The following is a 25047-nucleotide window of genomic DNA, read 5'->3' as shown; positions in this document are numbered from 1 at the left end:
CTACTTTACAGCATTTGCCGCTATATTTACAGCATCCCATACACCGGAAAATGGTGGTGCATAGCATAAATCAGCCATTCCTATATCTTCTGCTGTCATTTTTGCTTGGATAGCTATAGCAAACATATCCACTCTAAGAACAGCTCCTTGCTTTCCTGCAATCTGAGCTCCAAGTATCCTATGAGTTCGCTTTTCATATATCAGCTTAATATATAACGCTTCCCTATTTGGATAGTATGGAGGATGGTTATAGTCTTTTACAAAAACCGTATCATAATCAAGCTTCATTGCCTTTGCTTCGCTTTCTCCTATACCTGTTCTTGCCATTTCCATATCCATTATTTTGATAGCTGCTGAGCCTAAAGCTCCAATAAATTTCTGATGCTGACCAGATAAATTATTTCCTACAATTTTACCGCATTTGTTTGCTGTAGTTCCCAGTGGAATATAGGAATTTTCTTCTTTTACCATATGGTAAACCTCAGCACAGTCACCAGCAGAGTAGATGTCACTTACGCTTGTTCTCATCTCTCTATCGATAATTACTGCACCGTTTTTAGCTAAATCAATACCTGAGCCTTTTAGAAAGTCTGTAGATGGCATTACTCCTATTGATAAAATCACCATATCTGCATCGTAGTCACCTTTAGATGTTTTTATTCCAGTTACAGTTTCTGTACCTTTTATAATTTCAAGCTCTTCATCTAACAAGAGCTCTACTGAATGATTTTTTAGAGTTTTTTCTGCAATTTCAGAAATTTCTTTATCAAAAGAGGTTAGGATTCTCTCGCTTTTTTCAAGCACTTTTACATTCTTTCCAAGCTCTACCATAGCTTCAGCAAGTTCTATTCCAATATAACCTCCGCCTACTATGACTACGTTTTTCATTTCGCTTTTTGAAGCTGCTTCCCTTAGCTTTATTCCATCTTCTAAGGTTTTGAGTACAAATACTCCAGATAAATCCTTTCCCTTAAAATTCGGAACTATAGGATGAGCTCCTGTAGAAATCATGAGCTTGTCGTATTTATCTATAAACATGCTTTTTGAGATTAAATCTCTTACCATTATAGTTTTGTTTTGAGGGTCTACTTTTATTACTTCATGATTTGTAAATGTACTAATTCCAGCTTTTTCAAAATCTTCCTGAGTTCTTATTATCATTTTTTTGTAGTCGTCATTGACTCCTGAAACATAATAGGGAAGACCACAGGCTCCATAAGATAAAAAGCTTCCTTTTTCATAAACTACAACCTGAGCTTGGGGATCTAATCTTTTTAGCTTTGATGCAGCAGACATTCCTGCAGCTACACCACCTATAACTATAAGTTTCATTTAGATTCCTCCATTTTCAGCTTCATAACTTGATTATGCATCTCCTTTAAGGCACTCGCAGGCAAAGCTTTATCTGTAAACACACTATATACTCCTTTGTATATAGGTTCCATTAGCTTTCCAGCATTTAGCATCTTTGGCAAAGGCTTTGCATATTTAGTTACCAAATCATAATGAATTTCATACCAAGGGTAATTATCTTTATCTGCTTCATATGTTGATTTTCTAACAGGAGAGCCTGCATAGCTTCCAACATACCTATCAACTTCTTTACTAGTAAGATATTCAAGTAGTTTTATTGCTTTGTCTTTTCTAGATGAAGCTTTTGATACTCCAAAGCTCCAGGTTACGTTCCAGCTAGTATTTAGGGCTAAGAATCCAACATCTTCTTTATCTATACAGTTTTCATCCATAACCATACCCAGTTGTCCTCCCCAGGTGATTGTCATAGGGACTTCTTTATTTTGAAATGCTTTTCTTACTTCATCATTTGCAAAATTTTCTGTACCTGACACTGCGTAGGATTTAAGTTCTAAATATTTATTTAGTGCGTTAAGACAACCTATATCATCTAGCTGTGGCATATTAGTATTTTCATCAAACGGTTCAATTCCTTCGTTTCTTATAAAAGGAAGAATATCTAAAAATATCTCAGATTCATGAGCTTTCATAGCCACTGAAGGCTTTGAAGTTTCCTTATAGTATTTCCTTGCTATATCTAGATATTCATCTGTAGTTATGGATTTTTTATTTATTTTTCCATATACAGGCTCTATCATAGACTTTCTGTATAGCATTATGTGCCCATCGCAAAACGAAGGATAAAGATATTTTTTCCCATCTATCTTCATTTCATCTCTTACTACCTCAGTTATATCCATTTCATCGTAAGCTTTATCTGAGGGCTCTGTTAGCTGAGCTAAATAGTCCTTTGAAACAAAATCCTTAAGCCATAGATGGCCAGCCACCATAACCATGTCATAATCCAGCTCGCCAGCAAATGCTTTCATGAGCTTTTCATAATAATTTTCAAAAGGAATAATGTCAAATTCTACATCAATTCCATGAGTGGCCTTAAACTTATTTAGAATCGAATATTCTGGTTTCACGTATACATTTACTGCTGGATCGGCAACAGCCAATACCTTCACTAAATTTTCCATCATTAGAATCACCCTTTGTCCGGCTCTGAATCTACAATTCCAACCACTACGGCATCTATAGGTGCATCGTTGTCAAGAGCTTTAAGCGCTGGGCTTCCTTGACTTAAAAGAACTAATTCTCCAAGTCCCGCTCCTAGTCTATCTGCCGCAATTAGTGTATCTTTTTTATTTCCGTAATAAGGCTCTACAATCAGTAGTTTATATCCGACAAGCCTTTCATGCTTTCTGGTAGAAATTATATTTCCTTTTACTTTACCAAGTAACATGAATCTTGCCCTCCTCTCATTTCACCAGCTCTAGTAAATCGCCGTTTTGGATTAAAAATGCATTGGCATCGTCTGTGTCTATATGAAAATCCAGCTTATAGCGTGGATTTACACGTATAGTAACGTTTGATAACACTCCGCCTTTTTTACCATTGACAACTACTGATACCTTTTGTCCATTTTTTACATCATAATTTTCTGCATCCTCTGGAGTCATGTGTATATGCCTATCCGCTATGATTACACCTTCTCTTAGCTCAATACTACCCTTTGGCCCTTTGATAGTCACGCCAGAGGTGTTGGCTAAGTCACCTGAGTTTCTAACCTCTAAATTAAGTCCTAGCGTTCTAGCTTCTGATTTTGTGAGTTCTATTTGAGTTTTATTTCTTAGAGGTCCTAGAACTCTTATATTTTCTATTTTTCCTTTATCAGTTATCAAGGTAACCTTTTCCTTTGCTGCATATTGACCTGGTTGAGAGATTTCCTTTTCAACTGTAAGCTCGTAGCCTTTTCCAAATAAAGCTTCTAAATCTTCCTTGCATAGATGAAGATGTCTTGCAGATACTGAAACTGGTACTTTATTATACTCATTTATTAGTAAGCCACTGGTCTTTAGCTCTTGCATAACCAGCTTTGCAATTTCCTTCTTCAAATCATGTTTATCCATGATATATCACTATCCTATTATAGGTAATACCTTTTTTACATCCTCAGATGGTCTAGGTATTACATGGACAGCTACTACTTCTCCTAATCTTTGAGCACTCTCAGCTCCAGCTTCTACCGCTGCTTTTACTGCTCCTACATCTCCTTGCACTACTATCGTAACTAGGCCAGAGCCTATTTTCTCAGTTCCAATCACCTTTACATCTGCTGCTTTTAGCATTGTATCTGCCGCTTCAACTGCTGCAGTTAATCCTCTAGTTTCTATCATTCCTAAAGCTTCCATTTATTTATCTCCTCTCAGATACAGTAAATTAATTATTTACCTTCAAAGTTTCTTCATTTATAATTTTTTCACTCGATATTACATATTTTAGTATTTCAGGATGAGGTTTAGAAATCACAATTGCATTTTTGAGGTGATTTATATGCTTACCTTCTCCTAGTTTTTTTACTAACTCTATAGCGTTTGACACTTCAGAAACAGATCCTCCTACAAATAGGGTTATCAGTTTGCCTCCTAGAGTAGTCTCTTTTCTTAGAAATTCTACGTTTGAGGATTTTAGCATTTCATCTAGCATTTCAATTGCTACAGTAAAGTATAACGTTTCTATAACGCCTACTGCTTCATATGTTTTCACGCAAACACCTACTTAATTGCAGGTAGTAATTGCTCAAGTCCCATTGATGGTCTAGGAATTACATGAACTGCCACAACCTCACCTAATCTTTGAGCACTTTCAGCTCCAGCTTCAACAGCTGCCTTTACTGCTCCTACTTCTCCTTGTACTACTACAGATACAAGTCCTGAACCTATTTTTTCTGTTCCCACTACTTCTACATTTGCAGATTTTATCATAGCATCCGTAGCCTCTATAAGTGCAACCAATCCTCTTGTTTCAATTATTCCTAATGCTTTCATGCCAAACCTCCTATTTCATTTTAAATTTTCCAAGCTTTAATATCGAATCAATTTCACTTGCTTTTCTTGATATCATATGAGTTAGAATATCTTTTTCATCGATGTACTTAAGAGCTGTTGCTTTAGCTATTTCTAAAGCATCCTTTACACTTGATACATCGCCTTCAAACTTGACCTGAAATACATTTGGTATTTTAGCCTTGTCTCCTTCTGAAGGATTATTGCAGTCTATCCCAAGTATCTTAATATCCGAGCCTTTACACGCTTTGTCCATAGCATCAAGTGCTACGCTCAATCCAAGCACTTCAAGGCACCCAATTGCTTTACTACTCATCACACTCACCTACACTATTCTAAATCCACCCTCTGCCAAAACGCATCTTCTTACTCTTGTAAACGTTTTTGCAGATGTGATTCCTTCTCCTGTTGGTCCAGCGATAGTAAAGGTTGCATTACCTTCTCCTTTATATCCAACGCCTGCTAAAGTAGGAGCATTTTTTACAAATATGGTTGTATTTATAGCTCTTGCAAACTTAGTCATGTTATCCACATTTCTAGAGAAAATCGATGCTGTGTGTTTGTTTGTACCTTCTGCTTTTACAGCTAGCTTTATAGCTTCATCCACATCACTACATCTTACAAGTGGAAGTATTGGCATCATTTGTTCTAGGGTAACATAAGGGTGGTCACTGTCAACTTCACATATAAGCAACTTCACATCTTGCTTAGTTATACCTATTTCACTTAAGATTTTTGATGCATCTTTGCCTACCCAATTTTTATGAACATGGTATTTCTTTTTCGGAGACAAAGTACAGCTTTTTGCACCTAGGTCCTCGTCCTCTACTAAAGTTAATTTCATTACTTTTTCAAGCTCTTCTTGATTTAACATATATGCTCCACTTGAAAGCATATTATAAATCAAATCATCTGCTACCTCATTTACAACAAATACTTCTTTTTCAGCTATACAAAGTATATTGTTATCAAATGAAGCACCTTCAATTATCCCTTTGGCTGCTAAGTTCATATCCGCTGTTTCATCAACTACAACTGGCGGATTGCCCGCTCCAGCTCCAATGGTTTTTTTGCCTGATTTTAATAGAGATTTAACTAGTCCTGGTCCACCTGTTCCCACCATCATACTGATTCTAGGATGAGAAGAAAGCTGGTTTACTGTCTCTATTGTAGGCTCTTTCACCATAGTTACTAGGTTTTGTGGTCCTCCTGCTTTTAATACAGCTTTATTGATTAGCTCAACTGTATATGCACTGCTTTTCTTAGATGATGGATGTACATTAAATACAACGCTGTTTCCGCCTGAAATCATTGAAATTGCATTATTTATAAGGGTTTCGACAGGATTTGTCACTGGTGTGACAGCACCTATAACTCCAAATGGAGCCATTTCTTCTATAGTTAATCCATAATCTCCTGAAATTGCGCTTGTTTTGATATCTTCAGTGCCAGGTGTTTTTGAAGCAGCAAGGTTAATTTTTGCTATTTTATCTTCATATTTTCCTAGCTTTGTTTCCTCATATACAAGTCTTGCAATATTCTCTATATCTCCTAAAACTTCTTTTCTAATTGATTGAATCATTTTTTCTCTATCTTCTAGCTTATAGCTAGTCAATATTATGTGAGCCTCAAGTGCTGATTCAACTGCTAAATCTATACTTTCAAATATTCCATTTGCATTTTGTGAAAAATCTATATTTGTTTTATTTGGGAGCATGTTGATTTCTTTTGGTTTTACTTGTTCTATTACTGGCTCTAGTTTGCTTAATACTTGCTCAATTATTTTTTCAACATCTCTTTCAGTGATAAAATCCTGCACTATATCACCTGCTTTCACTTAGCTTTAAAAGGATTTTTTCAGTTACCTTAGATACTATGCTTTCTAATATTTCTTCTTTGTTTTCTGATTTATATTCTAGCGTAGTTTCTTTTTGTTTTCCTAAAACAACAGAATTTTGGGATTCTACTTTTGAAGCTGAAGAACAACTAGGTACTCCACCTGTTTTTATTCCCATTTTTTCTCTAATGTCTATTAATGTGCCTACCTGTTCACAATTGAGCTCGTTTGTCTCGCCAATAATTCTCGATGTATACATTAAAATAGTCGCATAGTGCTCTAGAGTTTCTAATCTATGGTATGCTTCTTCTAAGGTTTTCCCCCAAGTAAGCGCTCCATGATTTGCCAGCAGCACTGCATTATGAGTATTGCAAAATGGAGCTACAGAATCTGGTACTTCATTAGTTCCTGGAGTAGCATATGGAGCTATCGGAACTCTTCCTAACAAAACCACAGCTTCAGATAAAAGTGGTTTATTCAGTTCAATCCCTGCAATTGAAAACGATGTTGCAACTGGAGGGTGAGCATGGGTAACTGCAGTAATCTCTTCATTTTCTTGATATACTCTCAAATGCATCTTCATTTCCGACGATGGCATTAATCTTCCAGCTATTCGTTCCCCTTTTAGGTTTACCTTGACTAACATGTCAGGTGTCATAAATCCTTTTGAAACTCCAGTAGGAGTACAAATAACAGCATTCTTACCTACTCTTACAGATATATTGCCATCGTTTGATGCCACAAAATTTCTGTCATACATTCTTTTTCCTATCTGACAAATCATTTTTTTGGCTTCAAATTCTGGCATATAGGTTTGTCCTTTTAGATAATACATTTCACACCTCCTTTATCACGGTAATGTATATTCTAAATTAAGTATATTATCCATTATTTATTTGGTTTTGTAAAGTTTTTATTTTGTTTTATGTTTGATATTTTTTGTTTTGTTGTTTTTATCTAAAAGCTCTATTTTTCAAATAAAAAGCTATTCTTTTTTACATTTTTATATTAATATTATATTAACAACATAATGAATTTCTAAAAAACAAATAAAAAATCCACATAAACACAGATATTTTAATTTCGTATTCAAAAAAATTTAGGAGGAAGCTCTATGCTCGCCATTACAAGAAAAAATAAAATTAAAGAAATTATAATTCAAAAGAAAAGTGTAACTGTTTCTGAGCTTTCGAAAACGTTTAACGTGACTGAAGAAACCATCAGAAGAGATTTACAGCTATTAGAAGAGGAAGGCTTTTTAAAGAGAATCTATGGTGGAGCATATATAGACGAGTCTGTCCAAAGTGATGCATCTGTGAGTCTAAGAGAAAAAATACTAGTTAAGGATAAGGAAAAAATTGCAAAAGAGTGTATTCCTCTTATAAAAGATGGAGATTCAATATTTCTCGACTCTTCAACTACTTCCTTATATATTGCAATGAAAATCGCAAAAAAAAGAATCAGCGTAATTACCAACTCATTAAAAATAGCTATGCTTTTATCTAGCTCTGAAAATATAAAATTATTTTTAATTGGAGGAGTTTTTGATAATTACTCTATGTCATTTTTAGGGGGAAGTGTTCTTCAAGATATGAAGCGTTACTTCTTTGATAAAGCCTTTGTTTCTTGTAGCTCTGTCCATATGAAATTTGGCATCACAGATTCAAACGAACAACAAGCAGAAATCAGAAGAATAGCAATTGAGCATTCTAATCGTACTTTTTTGGTTGTAGACCATACAAAATTCAATAGAACCTCTTTTTCTCTTATCGCTCCTCTATCAAGTATAGATGCTATGGTAGTCAATAGACCTTTATCAGATGAATGGACTAACCTACTCCAAGAACTTAATATAGAGCTTATTCAGCCTACTTCATAAATTTAATTTTGTTTTTCTGAATTTTGTTGTATTATATATGAGTAATGATTTTTATATAAAATTATTTATTCATATAACTATGTATAGGAGTGACTCAAATGAACAAAACTAGACTTAAAGACAATTTTATTGAAATGGTAAAAATCTACTCTCCATCAAAAAAAGAAGGTAACTATGCTAAGTACTTAGTAACCCTATTAACTGAAATGGGAGCAGAGATTTACTTAGATAACGGAAATGTGAAGTACGATGGAGATAGTCCTACTATCTTTGCAAAGTTTGCTGGAACTGTGCCAGGCGATGGAATTACTTTTTCTGCTCACATGGATGTAATAGAGCCAAACGAAAACCTTAAAGTAATCGAAGAAGGTTTAATCATAAAAACAGATGGAACAACTACTCTTGGCGCAGATGATAAAGGAGGAGTTGCTGCAGTAATTGAAGCTATAAGAACTATCAAAGAAGAAAATATTGCTCATAGAGATATATTTGCTATATTTACTCCTGCAGAGGAAATAGGCATGTTAGGCGCTAAAAATATAGACTGGGATAAAGTTCCAAGCCATATGCAACCTGCTAAAAACATGATAGTTCTAGATAACTCAGGAACAGCTGGAACTGTAGCTCACTCTGCCCCTAGCAGATATTTTGTAAAAGCTACATTCAGTGGTAAAAAAGCTCATGCTGGTATTGAACCAGAAAAAGGTATCAATGCTATCTTGATGGCTGCCCAGGCTCTTTCGAATATGAATATAGGAAGAATTGACGAGCTTACAACATCTAACTTTTCATCAATCAAATCTGACTTCCCTACTAATGTAGTTCCTGATGCTTGTGAATTTACTGGAGAAATTAGAAGTCATTCTGAAGAAAAAATAATGGAAATAATAAAAGAGTATGAAAAAGCTATTAAAAGCGCTACTGAAAAATTTGGTGGAAGCTATAAGCTTGAATATGTGTGTGAATTCCCTGTTTTAAAACCTCTGGATGATTTAAAATTTGCAAAGGAATTTGCAAAGGTATATGAGGAAATGGGAATCGAATCTAAGCTGATTGTGATAGGTGGAGGTTCAGACAGCAATATATTTGCTCAGAAGGGCTTTAACTCAATTATTCTAGCAGTTGGAATGAATAATGTCCATACAGTAGAGGAATACATGGCTTTAGAGGATTTGTACAAAACTACTGAGGCTCTTGTAAAATATATAGAAAAAAACATTTAATTTAATCGATTAGGAGGTAGATAAAACAATTATCTACCTCCTAATCGATTATGAGAGTTTTCTATAAAAAAGGTTTGTCAGAAGTTATATGCTTTACTATATCTGGGTCAAACTGAGTTCCGGAATTATTTTTTATCTCCTCTAATGCTTCTTGAATGCTTAAGGTTTCCTTATAGCTTCTAAAAGAAGTCATCGCATCAAAGGCATCTGCAATTTGAATTATCCTAGCAATAAAAGGAATTTCATCTTGCTTTAATCCTCTAGGATAACCTGTTCCATCCCATCTTTCATGATGAGAAAGCGCACATTCAGCAAGAGGTGCGTACTCATCTACAGATTTTAAAATATGGTAACCAATTTCTGGATGTCTTCGTATCTCTATCATTTCACTCTCTGAAAAAATTCCAAACTTCGTAAGCACTTCATTATTGATTGCTATTTTTCCTATATCATGCATCAATCCTGCTAGCTCTATTTCTTTAAGCGTTTGCTGGTTAAGGTTTAAAAGCTCTCCTATTTTAACAGCTATTTTGCTTACATTTTCGGAATGTCTTTTTTCTTTGCTGTCTGCTTGATTAAGAGTTTGAAGTATCAGACTTATAGTTTTATTCCTCATGCTTTGGCTTTCTGTAAGCTTTTTTCTATACATATGCTCTTCAGCTTTGGAAAAAATTTCACTAACTGGCTGAGTTGCATTTGTTTTGGTGTCAAAGCCTATTGACACAGATATTATTATATTGTCCATTTTTGTGTTCTCAATCGAAGCATATATTCTTTCTATTATATTAGAAGCCTCTTGCTCAGATGTTTTTGGAAGAAGTATAACAAACTCATCTCCACCTATTCTAGCTATTATGTCATCAAAACGGCATTCAGTTTTTAAATTTTCAGCTACTTTAACAAGCAGTTCGTCTCCTTTTTTATGCCCAAAAGCATCATTTGTAAGCTTAAGTCCATTTACATCTAATAGTGCAATAGTAAGTGGAAGATTTCTTTCAGTATCTAGTCTTAGTAACTCTTCCTCAAAAAAATGTCTGTTATATAGTCCTGTGAGCTGATCATGAAAGCTCAAATACCTTATTTTTTCTGAAAAATTAACTTCTTCCGTAACATCACTAAATACCGTAGCAAACTGATTTGATTTAGGACTATAAACATTAACACTGAAGTACTTCATTAAATTTCTAGCATAATGCTGAAACTTATCGGGTTCACCAGTTAGTGCAACCTTGCCATATAGATTTATCCAGTACTGCTCAGTCTTCGGGAGTACTTGCTTTACAGTCTTGCCTTTTAACTCATCTATTTTCAGACCTGTTATTATTTCAAAGGCTTTATTTGCTTCCAAAAATCTATAGTCAATAGGTTTTCCAGCTTCGTCACATATAATTTCATGAAGTGCAAAGCCTTCATTCATATTGTCAAAAAGACTCTGAAATCTTCGCTTTATTTCTATTTCTTTTTTTGAATTTTTCCTTATAGCTATGCTTATATATGCTAGAGCAAACAGTAATACTGCAAGCATAGAAAAAGCTCCTATTCTCGCTCTATTAGCTTGATTTTCTGCCAAAACCCTTGGAGAAATATCATGCACGATGGACAGCAATGCCTCATCACCATTTTGATAAAAAATAGGAGAAGAGTATACTTCCACATATTTTATCTCGCCGTTTTTTAGCTTATGCCTAAATTCGAAATAGGTTCTTTCTTGGCTTTTCGCAAGCTGCATTTCAGCTTTAAGCTCTTTTTCATCTAATATATTTATTTGGCTTATATTCATTGACTTTAGCTCTGACAATGAATATCCATAAAATTTTTGAGCTGCGTTATTAGCATCTAATATTTTACCTGAATCTGAATCTAAAATAAGCATAACTGAGCCATGACTATGAAAAAGCTCATCTCTTTTATAAATATCTGATTCTGAATATGAAGATATAGGAGCGATAATACTAAATATAATTATTAATATACTAATAAAGTTTTTCAATATTTTCGCCTCCCTCAGACTTTAGTCTTTATTCTTGATTATCAAGATTTATAATCAGTAATTCTTAAGTTATTAACAGCATTCCTAAAATATTTTAAACCTATTAAAGCATGTTCTATAAAAAATATACCTCATTTTTTACAACTTGTATAGTCAAAAAGTCCCTATTTTCATTAAAAATACCCTACCTTTTTACTTAGCAAACAATTTTTTATAATTATAAATTGAACTGTTTATATAGACAGCTTTTGTACATCCAAGTATTGATATTGTTTAATTTACAATAAAATAGACTCGATTTATGAGCTAAAAAGCAGTCTTATAAATCAAGCCTATTTTTTTCACAATATAATCATACCTTTGGTCTTATAACATTCAAGTCCCTTTTTATCTCTTCTTTTTCTAGATACATTTTTTCATCAGCTTTAGTTATTAAATCATCAATAGCTCTTTTTTGATTATTGTCATACTCAATTATTCCATGACTAGCACTGATTATATATGGTCTTTTTTCCTTTTCATTTATTTCATTAAAGTTAGCAACTATCCTGCTCCAAATTTTTTCTGATTCATCAGCATCTACATCTTTGAACAAAATCAAAAATTCATCTCCACCTAATCTAACTGCCAGATCTTCATCTCTTATTTGCTTTTTCATAACCTCAGCAACTGTTATAATTAGCTCATCTCCATAGGAGTGTCCCAAATAATCGTTTATCTGTTTTAAGCCATTGATATCTATAAAACAGATGCTAAAAATATTACTTCGCCTTTCATCTCTATCTATCAGAGCTTTAATCTTATTATAACCATATCTTCTATTATACAACTGAGTAAGAGAGTCAAATTCAGAATAGTACTTTACCTTAAAATATGTTCTTCTATTGACATATATAAGATACGCTAGAAGAAAAGCAACCAAGCTTATAAGCAAAATTTTAGGTAGATTGTCTTTAAGAATAATAGCCCCTAAACTAATAGGGCTCGTTGCAAAAAATTTATATGCAAGGTCATTTTGATTTATATGTGATACAACAAACCACTTTACATCTTCAGATATAACTTTACTTTCTTCCATAATATTTAAGTTGTCTATACTGTTTTTATCTATATATATTGGTTTAAAAGTAAACACTCCATTATTTGTTACTATTTGACCTTCTCCGAGCTTAATCTGCTCCCATTCCTTAGGATATAAGATGCTATATGTGATATCGTGTTTATCCTCAAACATAAAACCCCATTCGTCCTCTTTATTTTTTGATGATAAAAAATACCCATCTTTATTTATAAGATAAATATCAGCATTTTCACTACAAGCAATAGTATTAAAGCGCTCTATCATTGGTTTTGCAAGATAGTTTAAAATTATTAATCCATCAAAATTCCCATTTTGACTATAAACTGGTGTGGAAAATCTTATAACAGGCTTAAATGGCTTTTCTATAGAGTTATTTTTCATATTTAAATCCATTGGAGATATATATATTTGGTCATATTTTATATTTTCAGTTTTAATAAAATAGTATCTATCTTTTTTATTTTCAAGAGTATCATCATCGACTCTATAAGCTTTTGCTCCATCATATTTTATCTTTATGATTTCATTGCCATTCTTATCAATATATCTAATTTGATCATATATTTTTTTATGCTTAGCTAGCTCAATCCATTCAGCAGCTATTTCATCTGAATCTAAATTTTCAGATAGCTTCAAACTATATACATGATTTAAATAGCCTAAATCTCCAATTATTCTATATAAAGCATCTTCTAGTATTTGAGTTTTTGTTGTAACTATCCTTGTTTCTGAAGCCATTATATCCTCTGACTTTGATTTGCTGATTTCTTTCTCCATAATAAAAATAACAGAAAACGATAGGATGAAAATAATTAAAAATGAAATCAAAAAATATGTTATGGGTTTATTAACTTTATTAATCATATTCATCCCTTCTCTCATAAATTCACTATTTTTCTATATATACCACAAAAAAAAAGAATCAATTTTTTTATATGTTTTTTTATAATCAAATTTTTTCACCGCATTTTTGATAAATTTTATTTACCTATACATATTGAAATTTAGTATTTTTAGATGGTTTATAGGTTTATTCTAAGGGAATATATTAACTACAAAGGAGGAATACGTTATGTATATTGTAAAATCATACCTGAGTGCTTTTGCTATATTTCTGATAATAGATTTAATTTGGCTTGGATTTATTGCCAAAGACTTATACGCTAAATATCTAGGCTTTATTATGGCTAAAAATATCAATTGGGCTGCTGCTATTATTTTTTACATGATATTTGTAGGTGGAATTTTATTTTTTGTTGTAAACCCAGCTATAGAAAAAAACAGTCTTTCTTATGCTCTACTTGCTGGAGCCGCTTTTGGATTTATAACCTATGCGACCTACGACCTTACCAACCTAGCTACCTTGGAAAACTGGCCTCTATTTATAACTATTGTAGATTTGATTTGGGGCAGTTTTTTATCAGCCTCTACAAGCGTAGTTAGCTTTCTAGTGATTAAAACCTTTATATTAAAGTGATGACATATATCTTAGGAGGGGCACATGAAAAAGACTATCTTAGATGGAAATGATTTTTTTAAACTGTTTAGCTATGGAGCAAGCGAAGTAATAAGTAATCGAGATAAGCTTAATAAAATTAATGTATTTCCAGTAGCGGATGGTGATACAGGAAATAATTTAGTATTTACTTTAAACAGCGTCTTGGATTATGCACAAGTAAAGGATTCAGTGTATGAAACATTGAAATCTATGGCTGAGGCATCTTTATCCGGAGCTAGAGGGAACTCTGGGGTAATCTTTGCACAATACATTGCAGGTCTAGCATCCGAAACCAAAGGTAAAGCTTCAATAATGCTACATGATTTTGCAAATGCCAGCAAAAATTCAGCTTACGGTTTATACAATGCTCTATCGAATCCAGTTGAAGGCACTATGCTAACAGTTATCAAGGATTGGTCAAACTATATAGTAGATAATCATAAAAATTATGATTCCTTTGATGATTTATTTGAAGAGTCTGTTGGATACGCCTCTAAGTCCCTTGATAACACCAAAGAGCAACTCGAAATTTTAAAGAAAAATGATGTTGTTGATTCTGGTGCAAAAGGCTTTGTTTTGTTTTTAGAAGGAGCATTGAGATATCTTCGGGGAGAAGTACTTCCTGAGATTAAAAGATTTAGTTTAAGTGATTTATCTGCATCTCACGATAGTCTCATACACGAAGAATCTTCGTATAGATACTGTACAGAATGCATAATAAAGGGCAATCTTCCAAGCACTGATATCGTTAAGGAAACACTCATAGCATATGGCGATAGTTTGATTGTCGCTGGCAATGAAGACTTTAAACATGTGCATATCCACACTGATAGAGTTAGTGATTTTTTTAAGGCTATCTCAAAATTAGGTAATATATCTAGGCCAAAGGTAGATGATATTTTTATTCAGGAGAAACTTAACGATAAGAAAGGAACTACAGCTATTGTTACAGACTCTATTGGGGATATTCCTAAAAACTTAATTGATAAATATATGATTCACCAAATTCCACTTAATATTACCGTTGGAGAAGACAGTTATCTAGATAAAGTAAGCATTTCTTCTGAAGATTTTTATGAATATATGAAGTCATCACCTATATATCCAAACAGCTCTCTGCCAAATGAAATCCAGATTAAAGAAAAGCTAGAATTTTTAAGTCAGAACTATGAAAATATCATAATAATTAATGTATCAAGCAAGTTAAGTGGCACTCATAGTGCTATTATAAAAGCTTCAAAAGAGCTGAGTGAATCTGGATATCCTATAAAAGTAATAGACAGTAAAGTAAATTCTGCTGCTCAAGGACTACTCGTTCTTCATGCCGCTAAAATGGCTCATTCCGGCTCTAGTATGGAGGAAATCACTGATTATTTAAATGATAAAATACCAAAAAGTGAAATATATGTAGCCCTTAATACTTTTAGAAATGCACTAAATAGTGGAAGGCTTCCTAAAATAGTAGGTAAAATCGGCATATTTTTTAGACTTAGACCTATAATTTCAATCGATAGAGATGGAAACGGCAGTGCTTTTTCCGTTGCATTTTCTAAAGCCACTTTAATAAACAAAATACTAAAGCTAGTTAACCATAAAAATCAGCAAAGTAAAATCTCGTCTTACTGCATAGTACACTCAGGTGATTTAGATACTGCTAACAGCTTTGCAAATGAAGTTACTAATATTTTAGGTTATGAACCAGAATATATTTGTGAGATTTCATCAGTAACTGCTCTTCATGCAGGTGAAAAAGCAGTAGCAATTGGTTTTATTCGCTAATTTGTTTTATGTTACTATGAAAGCAGGTGCAGTTATGAGCTCTATAATTCTAGAGACAATGCTGGTAATATTTATTTATTTTCTTTGTTTTTTCATCGTTGGAACTTTAATTAAAAACAATTCTATAGTTGATATAGGATGGGGACTTGGATTTGTAATAGTGGCATGGTTCACTACGCTTAGAACAGCTAATTTTTATCTCCCAAATATAATCGTAACTGTCCTTATAACAATTTGGGGGCTTAGGCTGTTTTATCACATAATAAAAAGAAATCTCGGCAAGAAAGAGGATTTTAGATATGCAAACTGGCGTAAAGAGTGGGGTAAGTTAGTAATCCCAAGAGCTTTCTTACAGGTATATATGCTTCAAGGAGTGTTCATGTTTATAGTTGCTCTTCCTATTATTCTATTAAATAACGAGCCATTTTCAAAACTAACTCTAATAGGAGTCGTAGGAATTATAATTTGGATTATAGGTTTTTACTTTGAAAGCGTAGGCGATTATCAGCTTAAGATTTTTAAAGCCAATCCAGAAAATAAAGGTAAAATTATGGATCAGGGACTTTGGAGCTATACCCGTCATCCTAATTATTTCGGAGAAGCGACTATGTGGTGGGGACTTGGAATAATTTCATTTTTCTCAGGTTCTAGCATTTTAGTTTTCCTCAGCCCTATTACTATAACCTACCTTCTACTATTTGTCTCAGGCGTTCCAATGCTAGAAAAAAGCTTTGCAAATCGACCTGGATATAAAGAGTATGCAGAAAAAACACCTGTGTTTTTCCCTTGGTTTCCAAAAAAAGATTGAGCCTAAAAAGCTCAATCTTTTTTAATGTCATTTTCTATATATAAGGTTGCATCTTCTTTTTTCATTGGCTTGCTAAAATAATATCCTTGCAGATAATCCACATTTTGAATCTTGAGATTTTCGCTTTCATCTAGAGTTTCGACTCCTTCAACTACTACTTTTAAGTCTAGCCCATGACATAAGGAGATAAGTCCTTTTATTACCTGAGAGTTATCTAAGCTTAAAAATCTGTCTTTCAAGCTTTTATCGAGTTTTATTTTATCTACAGGAATATAAGTAAGATAGCTCAGTGATGAATAGCCGGTTCCAAAATCATCAAGTGCTATTTTTATTCCAAGCTCCTTAATATTTTCAAGTACCTTGATATTGTGCTCTCTATTTTCTAAAAGTACACTTTCAGTAATTTCTACCTCAAAATCAGCTGGATCGACATTATTTTTAATTAATTCATCTCTTAAGAAACTAATAAGTTCGTAATCTTGAATCTGCATAGGCGAAACATTTACTGAAATTTTTCTGTTTTCTAAACCCATATTCTCCCAAATTTTAATTTGAGCCATAGCTTCTTCCATCACCCAGCGGCCAATTTTCAAAATAAGACCAGTTTCTTCAGCTACAGGAATGAATATGTTTGGTGGGATATTTGAATCCTTAATTCTTATCAAGGCTTCAAAATATTTAAATCTACCTGTCATAGCATCAACTATAGGCTGGTACATGAGATAAAATAAATTGTTTTCAACTGCTTCCCTTAGCTCTTTTTCAATACTTATCTTCCAATCAAAGCTCTCAATCATGCTTTGTTCAAAATAGCAGTATCTGTTTTTGCCCTGCTTTTTGGCATTGTACATAGCTAAATCTGCTTTCATTATAATTTCATCTACACTATTAGCATCCTCAGGATATCTTACAACTCCTAAGCTCGCTGTTATAGTATTTTTTATATTGTCTATATAATGAGTCTTTCCAAAAGTTTCAAATAGATACGATATAAAAGTCTTCATTTGGCTTTCTGAAAAAGCTCCAGGAATATGGAGTACAAATTCATCTCCACCTATCCTATATGGTGTATATTCTTCAAAAAATGTAATACTTGACACTAATCTACTAACATATTTTAATACCTTATCACCATAGTAATGGCCTAAGGTGTCATTTATATTTTTGAAATCATCAATATCTATAAGGATAATAGTTCCATTTTTCCCTGATTTAATACCTTCTTCCAAATTCATAGATAGCTTTCTTCTATTATATAAATCAGTAAGAAAATCTCTTTCTGCTAAGAATCTAATATATTCCTCTTGATTTTTTATCTCATCATACTGAGCTTTGAGGCGTTCCTCGCTATCCTTTAGCTGACTCACTGTAAGTTCGAGATTCATATTGGCATCTAAGGCATCCTTGTAGGATTTTTGTAGCTCTTCCTTATTTACTTTAAGCTTATCTGTAACCTTCATGAGCCTATATACTGTTATCGCCGCAAGCAAGGATAGCATAGCTCCTATTAGCATAATCAAATTAAATAATGTAGATTTTCGATTGAAGCCATGCTTTGGCACTGCCTCCAAAACTAGATTAGCATTGTACATGTTAATATTCGCGCTGACCATATTATAATCAAATACATAGTCCTTACCATGAGCATTTGACCAAATTATAGATTCCTTAGATTTAATATTATCCGTTGTTTTTAATTTTATGAAATAGTCATCTTGAAGAGTTCTAAGGCCACTATATTCTATGGTTTTATTGTAATCAAACACTAATGCAACCTGACCATAATACTCTCCATGACTAAGTACTGGTACTCTCACAATAATTCCTACTCCACCTTCTACTAAATCCACAGGAGAGGTTATTATAGTTTTATTGTTTTCCTTTGCATAAAGAATTAAATCCTTCTGTTCTTGTTGCTTTGCTAAATTCAATCCTATAATATTTTCACTTTCCTCATATGGATACACATGGGTGATGGTTGTATCAGTAATAAACGTAATATTTCTCACTATGTCATTTGAAGATTCATACACAGCCTTTGCAAAGTTTTCATATTCTTCTTGATTGAAGGTCTTATCTAGCTCCACATAAGTCTTTAATCCATTTATAGCTACTATTTTTGATGAGATATTTGACTCAAGATTAGTTCTAGTGACGTTTAGTTTATCTTTTAAGGTTTGGATATCAGATTCTACAGTACGCTTATACTCAATATATGCCGTAAAAGCAAACAGTGAGAACATGAGTATAAATACTATTATAGACACCACTATTCTTTTATATTTTGACATGATAAACCACCCCCACTACAACTTCAGGCACTACAAATTTTCTTTGTTCCATGAAGCACCTCCTAATTATTTTAGATTAATACCCCTACTCAAATGCAATTACACCTTAAATGCAAATTAAAAAGAAGCCAAGCATGGCCTCTTTAAAAAAATAAATGACTTTTGTTATAACTTATTTTTCAAACGTTCCTTTTACCAAAATAGCTTTATCCTTTATCATAATTTGACCTTTTGCAATAACTGTTTCTATTTCAAGTGATGATTTATCTACTATTACCAAGTCTGCATCTTTTCCTTCAGCTATTTTTCCTTTATCTGATAATCCATAAATTTTTGCTGGATTTTCGGTAATTACAGCAATTGCTTTAGCTATATCCACCTTGTCTTTGATTATAGAATCTCTAACAGATTCATATAAAGAAGTAACTTTGCCCACATCTATTCTACTCATATTACCATCTTCATCAAATCCAGGAAGCGATCCTTGTCCATCTGAAGTAAAAGTAACCACACTAGTATCTACTCCTTTATCAATTAATAGCTTAAGAGTATGATATGCTGGTACTTCACCTTCTTCAATAAAAAGCGGTACAGTGCTTGTAGTATAATCCACATATCCACCTTTTGATGCATATTCAATAGACTTCTCAAAAAGATAAGGATTTCTGTTCATATGGGTAGGTATAAAATGCTTTTTAGGGATTTCAGTTTTTTCAACTATCTCTTCAATCAAATCTAGCATTCGCTTGGAATCTCCCATATGAACATTTATTGTTCCAGCTTTTCCGCTTAGCATTCCCCCTACTCTAGCCTGAGCAGCAATCTTTGCAAGCTCATCAAAAGTAGGCTGAGAAGATCTGTGGTCAGAGATTGCAAGTTCTCCCACTCCTATAATTTTATCAATTAAAATCAAATCATCCGTTATCGATTCAGTCAGAGTTTTCACTGGAATTTGATATGAACCTGTGTTTACAAAGGTAGTAATCCCTTCTTCTTCTAGTGCATTGGCTTTTGCAAGTAAGCTAGCCATACTTCTAGTTGTCCCATCAGTACCAAGTGTACCAATCACAGTTGTTATTCCTCCTGTTGTGATATCGCTTAGCATTATTTCTGGAGTTCTGGTTTTAAAGCCTCCCTCTCCTCCTCCGCCTAGTATATGAACGTGAGAGTCTATGAATCCTGGAAATAAAAGCTTATCACTGCCGTCTATAACCTCAATTTCAATATTTGATTCGATTTTTATTTCATCAGAAATTCTGCATATTTTATTTGCAGCAATTAAAACATCTTTTACTCCCATGTCCTCAGGTGAATATACATGAATATTTTTTATGAGTTTTAACATAATTTTACCGCCTTCTTCAAATATTATTTAAAGTATTTTAACAAAGGGGCAATACCGGCTTATTAATATCCTATTACAACTGCTATAATTATAAATATTGTAGCTAATGCAAATAATACACCTTGGAATTTAATTTGCCATTTTGCCCATTTTCCCCAGTCTAGTTTTGCAACTCCAAGTACTCCCATAAGACATCCTGATGTTGGAACAATTAAGTTAGTAAGTCCATCTCCTAGCTGAAAAGCAAGGACAGAAACCTGTCTAGAAACTCCAACTAAATCTCCAAGTGGAGCCATAAGAGGCATGGTAAGAGCAGCTTGCCCTGATCCTGAAACTACAAAGAAGTTAAATACAGATTGGAAAACATACATAACCCATCCTGCTGCAACTGTTGGTAATCCAACTAGCATTTGACTTGTATTGTACAAAATTGTATTTAAAACAGTACCATCAGTTGAGCTAGTCCCTCCAAGTACTAAAATTATACCTTGAGCCATACCTACAACTAGAGCCGCACCCACTAAATCCTTAGCTCCATCTCTAAATGAAGATGCTATATCGTTTATACCCATCTCATTTAATTTGAAAACTACTCCAATAATTCCAGCAACAAGCCCCATTACAAAGAATTGAGTGGCAATTTCTGGTATGTAGTAACCGTTTTCCATTACTCCCCAAACTACCCATATCGTTCCAGCTAATATAGTAAGCAGCACAAGAATATGACCTAGATTAAACTTAACATCAATATCTTTTTCTTTAAAATCATTTCTATAAAATGCATCAGATTCATAAGCCACTGAAGCAGTTGGATTCTTCTTTATATTGCTTGCATATTTCCATGTGAACCCAATTCCAACTAAAGTAAATACTGCCCACATTACTATTCTAAATCCTGCTCCAGAAAGTACTGGAATCCCTGCAACACCCTGAGCTATAGCTACAGAAAATGGGTTCATCCATGAGGTTGCAAATCCAATTTGAGTTGCTACATAGGTTATCATGATACCTACAATAGCGTCATATCCCATGGCAATAAGTAGTGGTACTAATATCATAGCAAATGGTATAGCTTCTTCACCCATACCAAATACAGCTCCTCCTAGAGAAAACAAAAAGAAAATAATTGGAATAAGTAATGATTCTCTTCCTTTTGTTCTTTTTATCATGGATAAAATACCAGCTTCAACTGCCCCAGTTTTTAATATTATTCCAAATGCCCCTCCAATAACAAGGATAAAAGCAACTATCCCTACTGTAGAGCCCCATTTGTCACCTTTCACTAAACCTTCAAACATGTAATTCTAAAAACCCACTTCTCCATATGGTTCAAAGAATTTAACACCATTAGTAACCTTTTGACCTGAATCATCCAAAACATACTGAAAAGTCTCTGAATCTACAACAGTTCTCGTTTTCTCTTCACCATCCACCATATAGGTAACATCCTTTGTTTCAAAATATCCCTGTGGCACAACATATGTAAGAACAGCAGCTAAAAGCACTACAAAGAAAATAATTACATAGGTATCAGGTACCTTATAGCTTCTTTCTAACATACTCTTGGATTTTGATTCTTTGAGCTCATTCTTTTTAATTGACATTATATTTCCCTCCTTTTTATAAGTTCGCTTAAACAAAGAGCAATATATATGCCAATTTATCAGAATTATCAAAATTCATTAACGCTAAAATATAATTACACATAAAAAAACTACTGATTTAACTCATCTGCATATATTATTACTTAATGCTTTAATAAATTCTGCATATTAAAAAATCAGTAGTATTTGGTTTTGTAATTTAATTTTATTATTCTTTAGTTTTTTTGGATGTTTTTCTAATATTTTTTGGATTTATTTTAGTTTTTTGGATGTTTATTTGAATTTATAGACTATCGGTTATAGCTATCTTTCCTGTTTGAGTAATATATAGCCCATAGCTGCCTTTAGCTTTTCCTAATAGCTGTTTACTCTCAAGATTTTTTATAATTTTTCTAATTTGATAATCTGAAATTTTATGTCCACTATCTGACATTTTAATAATTATTTTTTCCCTGCTCGCAAGCTCTCCTTTAGAAATCAAGTTATGGATGGCAATAAGTGCAGATTTTTCGTTGATACTTAATTCAATATTTATCTTATCCTTTATACTTTCAATACTAATGCCAAAAAATCTATCATCTGGCAAACTAGATATATCTAATATTTTTTCATCGCATACTGCCGACATGTACATCAGAGTATTTATAAGCTCTCTTATATTCCCAGGCCAATCGTAATTTATTAATACATCCAATACCCTGCCATCAATACTCCTTGATTTCAGGTCTTTAGATTCAAATAAGCTTTCAATAATAATAGGAATATCTTCTTTTCTGTGCCGAAGTGCAGGAAGTCCTACATACCCCATCTTAAGTCTATAATACAAGTCTTCTCTGAATTGTTTTTCCTGTATCATCTGGCGTAAATCCTTATTAGTGGCTGCTATTATTCTTATATCTACAGGAATAATTCTATCCGCTCCGACTCTTCTTATCTCTTTTTCTTGAAGCACTCTAAGAAGCTTAGATTGCATTTTTATAGAGATATCTCCAATTTCATCCAAAAAAATTGTTCCTTTATCTGCTTGCTCAAACAGTCCTATCTTTCCACCTTTCTTTGCTCCTGTAAATGACCCTTCTTCATATCCAAAAAGCTCAGATTCAAGTAGCTCATCAGAAATAGCAGAAAAATTAACTGCAATAAATGGAGCTTTATTTCTCTTTGAAGCATTGTGAATCGCTGAGGCAAATAGCTCTTTTCCTGTTCCACTTTCTCCATCAATAAGTATAGTTAAATCCGTTTTAGCTAGCTTCTCTGCTCTTATTTTTGCTTCAACAATTTCTTCACTTTTCCCTTTTATATCATCAAAAGAATACTTAGCATAATAGCCTTTCCCAACGATATTTTGTCTTAAAAATTTTTCTGTTTTTTCATTTTTTTCACTAAGCATCATAATTTTTTTTGATAAATCTATGATTTTATTAGAATATTTATCAGCAAAAATCTTTATTCTATCATCGAGGATATCCAATTTTTTTAGTATATTAACTATAGTTACAAAATCTAAAACCCTAACACCTATATCATAAACTTCATCTATTCCTTTCGGTGATTTGTCTATTTCTCCTGGAGTTATGGCAATCTTAATATCCTCTGGTATTTTGATGATACCTGGATGATAAGGAATTAAGTCAAGATAGTCTATCCCTAAATCTACAAGCTCTTGTATCCCTTGTTCCGCACTTTCCTTTGTGTCATTTACAAATACTATTTTCTGATTTTTCGGGAGAATCATAACTCTATCTAGATATTCGTAGGATATCATTCTTTTTCCAATTATATAGCTAGTTAGTTTATATTCTTTCTCTATCTGACTGAATTCTTTGTAAGACTCGCTGCTTGAAAATACAAATAAATCGCTATTTAGTTCTGGCTTTATACCTTCATCTATCGTGTATCTTATAATTTCAGCTTCAGCTCCTATATACTCAATCAGCTGGCTATATAAAGCATCCTGAGTATATCTACTCCCCGCAATCAACATTATTTTCTTTTTCTGCTTTATAACCATCCCCTCCTCCTGACAATTAATTGATTCAATATAGCGAAAAAAGATGATACAATCATATCTATATAATAGAACATAATTTGAGAAAGTAAGAGGAAATTTCATGAAAAAATCATTAAATATTTCATATAGTGCTGTCCAAGGCTCATATTGGATGTATTTTGGCGCTATAATGAGCTTTGCATCTGTTTTTCTACTCAGTAAAGATTATACCAATTCAGAAATAGGTGTTATACTTGCACTTTCCAGTATAGGAGCTGTAATTCTCCAGCCTATTCTAGCTGATATGGTGGATAAAATGGAGCAAAAGCCACTCATTTTGCTTACTAATATTGTAGCAATTGGGCTTATATTTGGAACAGCTTCCTTATACCTATTTAAAATGAAATCCTTAACCTTAACTATAGTATTTATAACATTAGCTGCTTTTATGTCATCTCTTCAGCCTATAGTAACGTCCATTGCCTTTCATTATAGTACTGCTAGAAATCCAATAAATTTTGGAATGTCTCGTAGCTTTGGTTCTGTCTCTTACGCTGCAATGACTAGCATATTAGGTGCTATGGTATATAAATATGGCAAAAATGCCATTCCTACGGCTGGAATAATAATTCTTTTTTTGCTTATTGCATCTCTTTTAATTACTGCATCTATATCCAAAAAAGCAGTAATTGAAGCTGATATAGATAACATAGATTTAAACAAAATGCAAAAATCTCAGCAAAAGATAAGCCTTTCAGAATTTATACGCCGTAATAAAAACTTTGTAATCTTTTCATTTGCAGTAATGCTGATTTTTTTCCAAAATTCAGTGCTTAATAGCTACTTGATTCAAATTCTTGAAAATGTAGGTGGAAACAGTAATCAAATGGGCCAATTATTTTCTTTCATGGCTGTGCTAGAGCTACCTGGACTTTTTTTCTTTACTCAAATCAGAAAAAAGCTCAGCTGTCAGTTTATGCTCAAGCTATCCTCTGTAGCCTTTGCATTTAAAATATTTCTAACATATTTAGCTGGCTCAGTTAGCTTCATCTATATAGCATTTTTATTTCAGCTCATCTCTTTTCCTTTATTTTTATCCTCAAGTGTTCATCTTGTCGATGAAGTTATGGATAAGAATGAGGCTGTTAAAGGTCAGTCTCTCATCACTAGCATGATGACTTTAAGCACTGTATTTGCAAGCTTTATCGGAGGATTTGTACTTGATTTAAGCGGTGCTTCTTCTCTCTTGCTTATCAGTAGCGTTTTAGCAGTGATTGGAACTATAGTTGTATTTGTTATTATTGATAAAATCAAAGATTCGAAAAGCTAATTCAAAATAAGACTATCTCTCATTAAAG

Annotated in this window: 23 protein-coding genes; 6 read left to right on the top strand and 17 right to left on the bottom strand. The window is 33.1% G+C overall.

Annotated features, from left to right (window positions below):
- The 10 genes from CLOST_RS03675 to CLOST_RS03630 are packed head-to-tail and all read right to left on the bottom strand — an operon-like array spanning position 1 to position 7036.
- A complete protein-coding gene (locus CLOST_RS03675; protein ID WP_013360901.1) occupies positions 1–1332 on the bottom strand; it encodes a CoA-disulfide reductase in 1332 nt (443 codons plus the stop codon).
- Positions 1329–2498 carry an extracellular solute-binding protein gene (locus CLOST_RS03670; protein ID WP_013360900.1) on the bottom strand — a complete coding sequence of 390 codons (1170 nt, stop codon included), beginning with the start codon at positions 2496–2498 and terminating at the stop codon, positions 1329–1331. The genes CLOST_RS03675 and CLOST_RS03670 overlap by 4 nt, the downstream gene beginning before the upstream one ends.
- Positions 2499–2503: 5 nt before the next feature.
- On the bottom strand, positions 2504–2761 hold the full coding sequence (locus CLOST_RS03665; protein WP_013360899.1) for a EutN/CcmL family microcompartment protein: 258 nt from the start codon (positions 2759–2761) through the stop codon (positions 2504–2506).
- A 16-nt stretch (positions 2762–2777) separates the two neighbouring features.
- The gene (locus tag CLOST_RS03660) at positions 2778–3428 is read right to left on the bottom strand and encodes a phosphate propanoyltransferase (protein ID WP_013360898.1); all 651 of its coding nucleotides are present in this window, start codon (positions 3426–3428) and stop codon (positions 2778–2780) included.
- A 9-nt stretch (positions 3429–3437) separates the two neighbouring features.
- Positions 3438–3710 (bottom strand): BMC domain-containing protein, encoded by a 273-nt coding sequence (locus CLOST_RS03655; protein WP_013360897.1) that lies wholly within the window; start codon positions 3708–3710, stop codon positions 3438–3440.
- Positions 3711–3738: 28 nt separating this feature from the next.
- Positions 3739–4065 carry a BMC domain-containing protein gene (locus tag CLOST_RS03650; protein ID WP_013360896.1) on the bottom strand — a complete coding sequence of 109 codons (327 nt, stop codon included), beginning with the start codon at positions 4063–4065 and terminating at the stop codon, positions 3739–3741.
- Between the two features lie 8 nt (positions 4066–4073).
- A complete protein-coding gene (locus CLOST_RS03645; protein WP_013360895.1) occupies positions 4074–4346 on the bottom strand; it encodes a BMC domain-containing protein in 273 nt (90 codons plus the stop codon).
- A 10-nt stretch (positions 4347–4356) separates the two neighbouring features.
- Positions 4357–4680, bottom strand: a complete 324-nt coding sequence (locus tag CLOST_RS03640; RefSeq protein WP_013360894.1) for a BMC domain-containing protein — start codon at positions 4678–4680, stop codon at positions 4357–4359.
- Positions 4681–4689: 9 nt separating this feature from the next.
- Positions 4690–6201 (bottom strand): aldehyde dehydrogenase family protein, encoded by a 1512-nt coding sequence (locus CLOST_RS03635; RefSeq protein ID WP_013360893.1) that lies wholly within the window; start codon positions 6199–6201, stop codon positions 4690–4692.
- Positions 6188–7036: a class II aldolase/adducin family protein gene (locus CLOST_RS03630; RefSeq protein ID WP_013360892.1), complete on the bottom strand. Its 849-nt coding sequence runs from the start codon at positions 7034–7036 to the stop codon at positions 6188–6190. Before CLOST_RS03630 ends, CLOST_RS03635 begins: the two co-directional genes overlap by 14 nt.
- Before the next feature lie 279 nt (positions 7037–7315).
- On the opposite strand from CLOST_RS03630, the gene CLOST_RS03625 reads away from it, so the two are divergent.
- Both CLOST_RS03625 and CLOST_RS03620 read left to right on the top strand, forming a co-directional pair.
- The gene (locus CLOST_RS03625) at positions 7316–8080 is read left to right on the top strand and encodes a DeoR/GlpR family DNA-binding transcription regulator (protein WP_013360891.1); all 765 of its coding nucleotides are present in this window, start codon (positions 7316–7318) and stop codon (positions 8078–8080) included.
- Positions 8081–8178: 98 nt separating this feature from the next.
- The gene (locus CLOST_RS03620) at positions 8179–9303 is read left to right on the top strand and encodes a M20/M25/M40 family metallo-hydrolase (RefSeq protein ID WP_013360890.1); all 1125 of its coding nucleotides are present in this window, start codon (positions 8179–8181) and stop codon (positions 9301–9303) included.
- Between the two features lie 61 nt (positions 9304–9364).
- Here the strand turns inward: CLOST_RS03620 and CLOST_RS13730 are convergent, their stop codons facing one another.
- Together CLOST_RS13730 and CLOST_RS03610 are read right to left on the bottom strand one after the other, a co-directional pair.
- Positions 9365–11293, bottom strand: coding sequence for a sensor domain-containing diguanylate cyclase/phosphohydrolase (locus CLOST_RS13730; protein WP_013360889.1), 1929 nt, complete (start codon positions 11291–11293; stop codon positions 9365–9367).
- A gap of 352 nt (positions 11294–11645) precedes the next feature.
- Complete coding sequence (locus CLOST_RS03610; protein WP_013360888.1) at positions 11646–13238, bottom strand: sensor domain-containing diguanylate cyclase; 1593 nt, start codon at positions 13236–13238, stop codon at positions 11646–11648.
- A gap of 208 nt (positions 13239–13446) precedes the next feature.
- Here CLOST_RS03610 and CLOST_RS03605 point away from each other — a divergent pair, with 208 nt between their 5' ends.
- From CLOST_RS03605 to CLOST_RS03595, 3 genes are read left to right on the top strand one after another with little or no spacing between them, the layout of a single operon-like run.
- The gene (locus CLOST_RS03605; protein WP_013360887.1) at positions 13447–13851 is read left to right on the top strand and encodes a DUF2177 family protein; all 405 of its coding nucleotides are present in this window, start codon (positions 13447–13449) and stop codon (positions 13849–13851) included.
- A 24-nt stretch (positions 13852–13875) separates the two neighbouring features.
- The gene (locus CLOST_RS03600; protein ID WP_013360886.1) at positions 13876–15651 is read left to right on the top strand and encodes a DAK2 domain-containing protein; all 1776 of its coding nucleotides are present in this window, start codon (positions 13876–13878) and stop codon (positions 15649–15651) included.
- A gap of 34 nt (positions 15652–15685) precedes the next feature.
- Entirely contained in the window at positions 15686–16459 is a 774-nt protein-coding gene (locus tag CLOST_RS03595) for a DUF1295 domain-containing protein (RefSeq protein WP_041487096.1), read from the top strand.
- An 11-nt stretch (positions 16460–16470) separates the two neighbouring features.
- Here the strand turns inward: CLOST_RS03595 and CLOST_RS13460 are convergent, their stop codons facing one another.
- The 5 genes from CLOST_RS13460 to CLOST_RS03570 form a co-directional block, all read right to left on the bottom strand.
- Complete coding sequence (locus CLOST_RS13460; RefSeq protein ID WP_013360884.1) at positions 16471–18750, bottom strand: bifunctional diguanylate cyclase/phosphodiesterase; 2280 nt, start codon at positions 18748–18750, stop codon at positions 16471–16473.
- 172 nt (positions 18751–18922) lie between these two features.
- Positions 18923–20095, bottom strand: coding sequence for a beta-aspartyl-peptidase (gene iadA / locus CLOST_RS03585; protein ID WP_013360883.1), 1173 nt, complete (start codon positions 20093–20095; stop codon positions 18923–18925).
- A gap of 62 nt (positions 20096–20157) precedes the next feature.
- Positions 20158–21393, bottom strand: a complete 1236-nt coding sequence (yfcC, locus tag CLOST_RS03580) for a putative basic amino acid antiporter YfcC (protein ID WP_013360882.1) — start codon at positions 21391–21393, stop codon at positions 20158–20160.
- Positions 21394–21399: 6 nt separating this feature from the next.
- A complete protein-coding gene (locus CLOST_RS14225; RefSeq protein WP_013360881.1) occupies positions 21400–21699 on the bottom strand; it encodes a C4-dicarboxylate anaerobic carrier (fragment) in 300 nt (99 codons plus the stop codon).
- Positions 21700–21982: 283 nt separating this feature from the next.
- On the bottom strand, positions 21983–23710 hold the full coding sequence (locus CLOST_RS03570) for a sigma-54 interaction domain-containing protein (protein WP_013360880.1): 1728 nt from the start codon (positions 23708–23710) through the stop codon (positions 21983–21985).
- Positions 23711–23810: 100 nt separating this feature from the next.
- On the opposite strand from CLOST_RS03570, the gene CLOST_RS03565 reads away from it, so the two are divergent.
- Positions 23811–25019 carry an MFS transporter gene (locus CLOST_RS03565; RefSeq protein WP_041487095.1) on the top strand — a complete coding sequence of 403 codons (1209 nt, stop codon included), beginning with the start codon at positions 23811–23813 and terminating at the stop codon, positions 25017–25019.
- Positions 25020–25047: the final 28 nt, after the last annotated feature.

This window comes from Acetoanaerobium sticklandii (genome assembly GCF_000196455.1).
Lineage (GTDB): Bacteria > Bacillota > Clostridia > Peptostreptococcales > Filifactoraceae > Acetoanaerobium > Acetoanaerobium sticklandii.
Note: the sequence above shows the minus strand (reverse complement) of the source record. Positions and strands in the feature narration are given on the sequence as shown.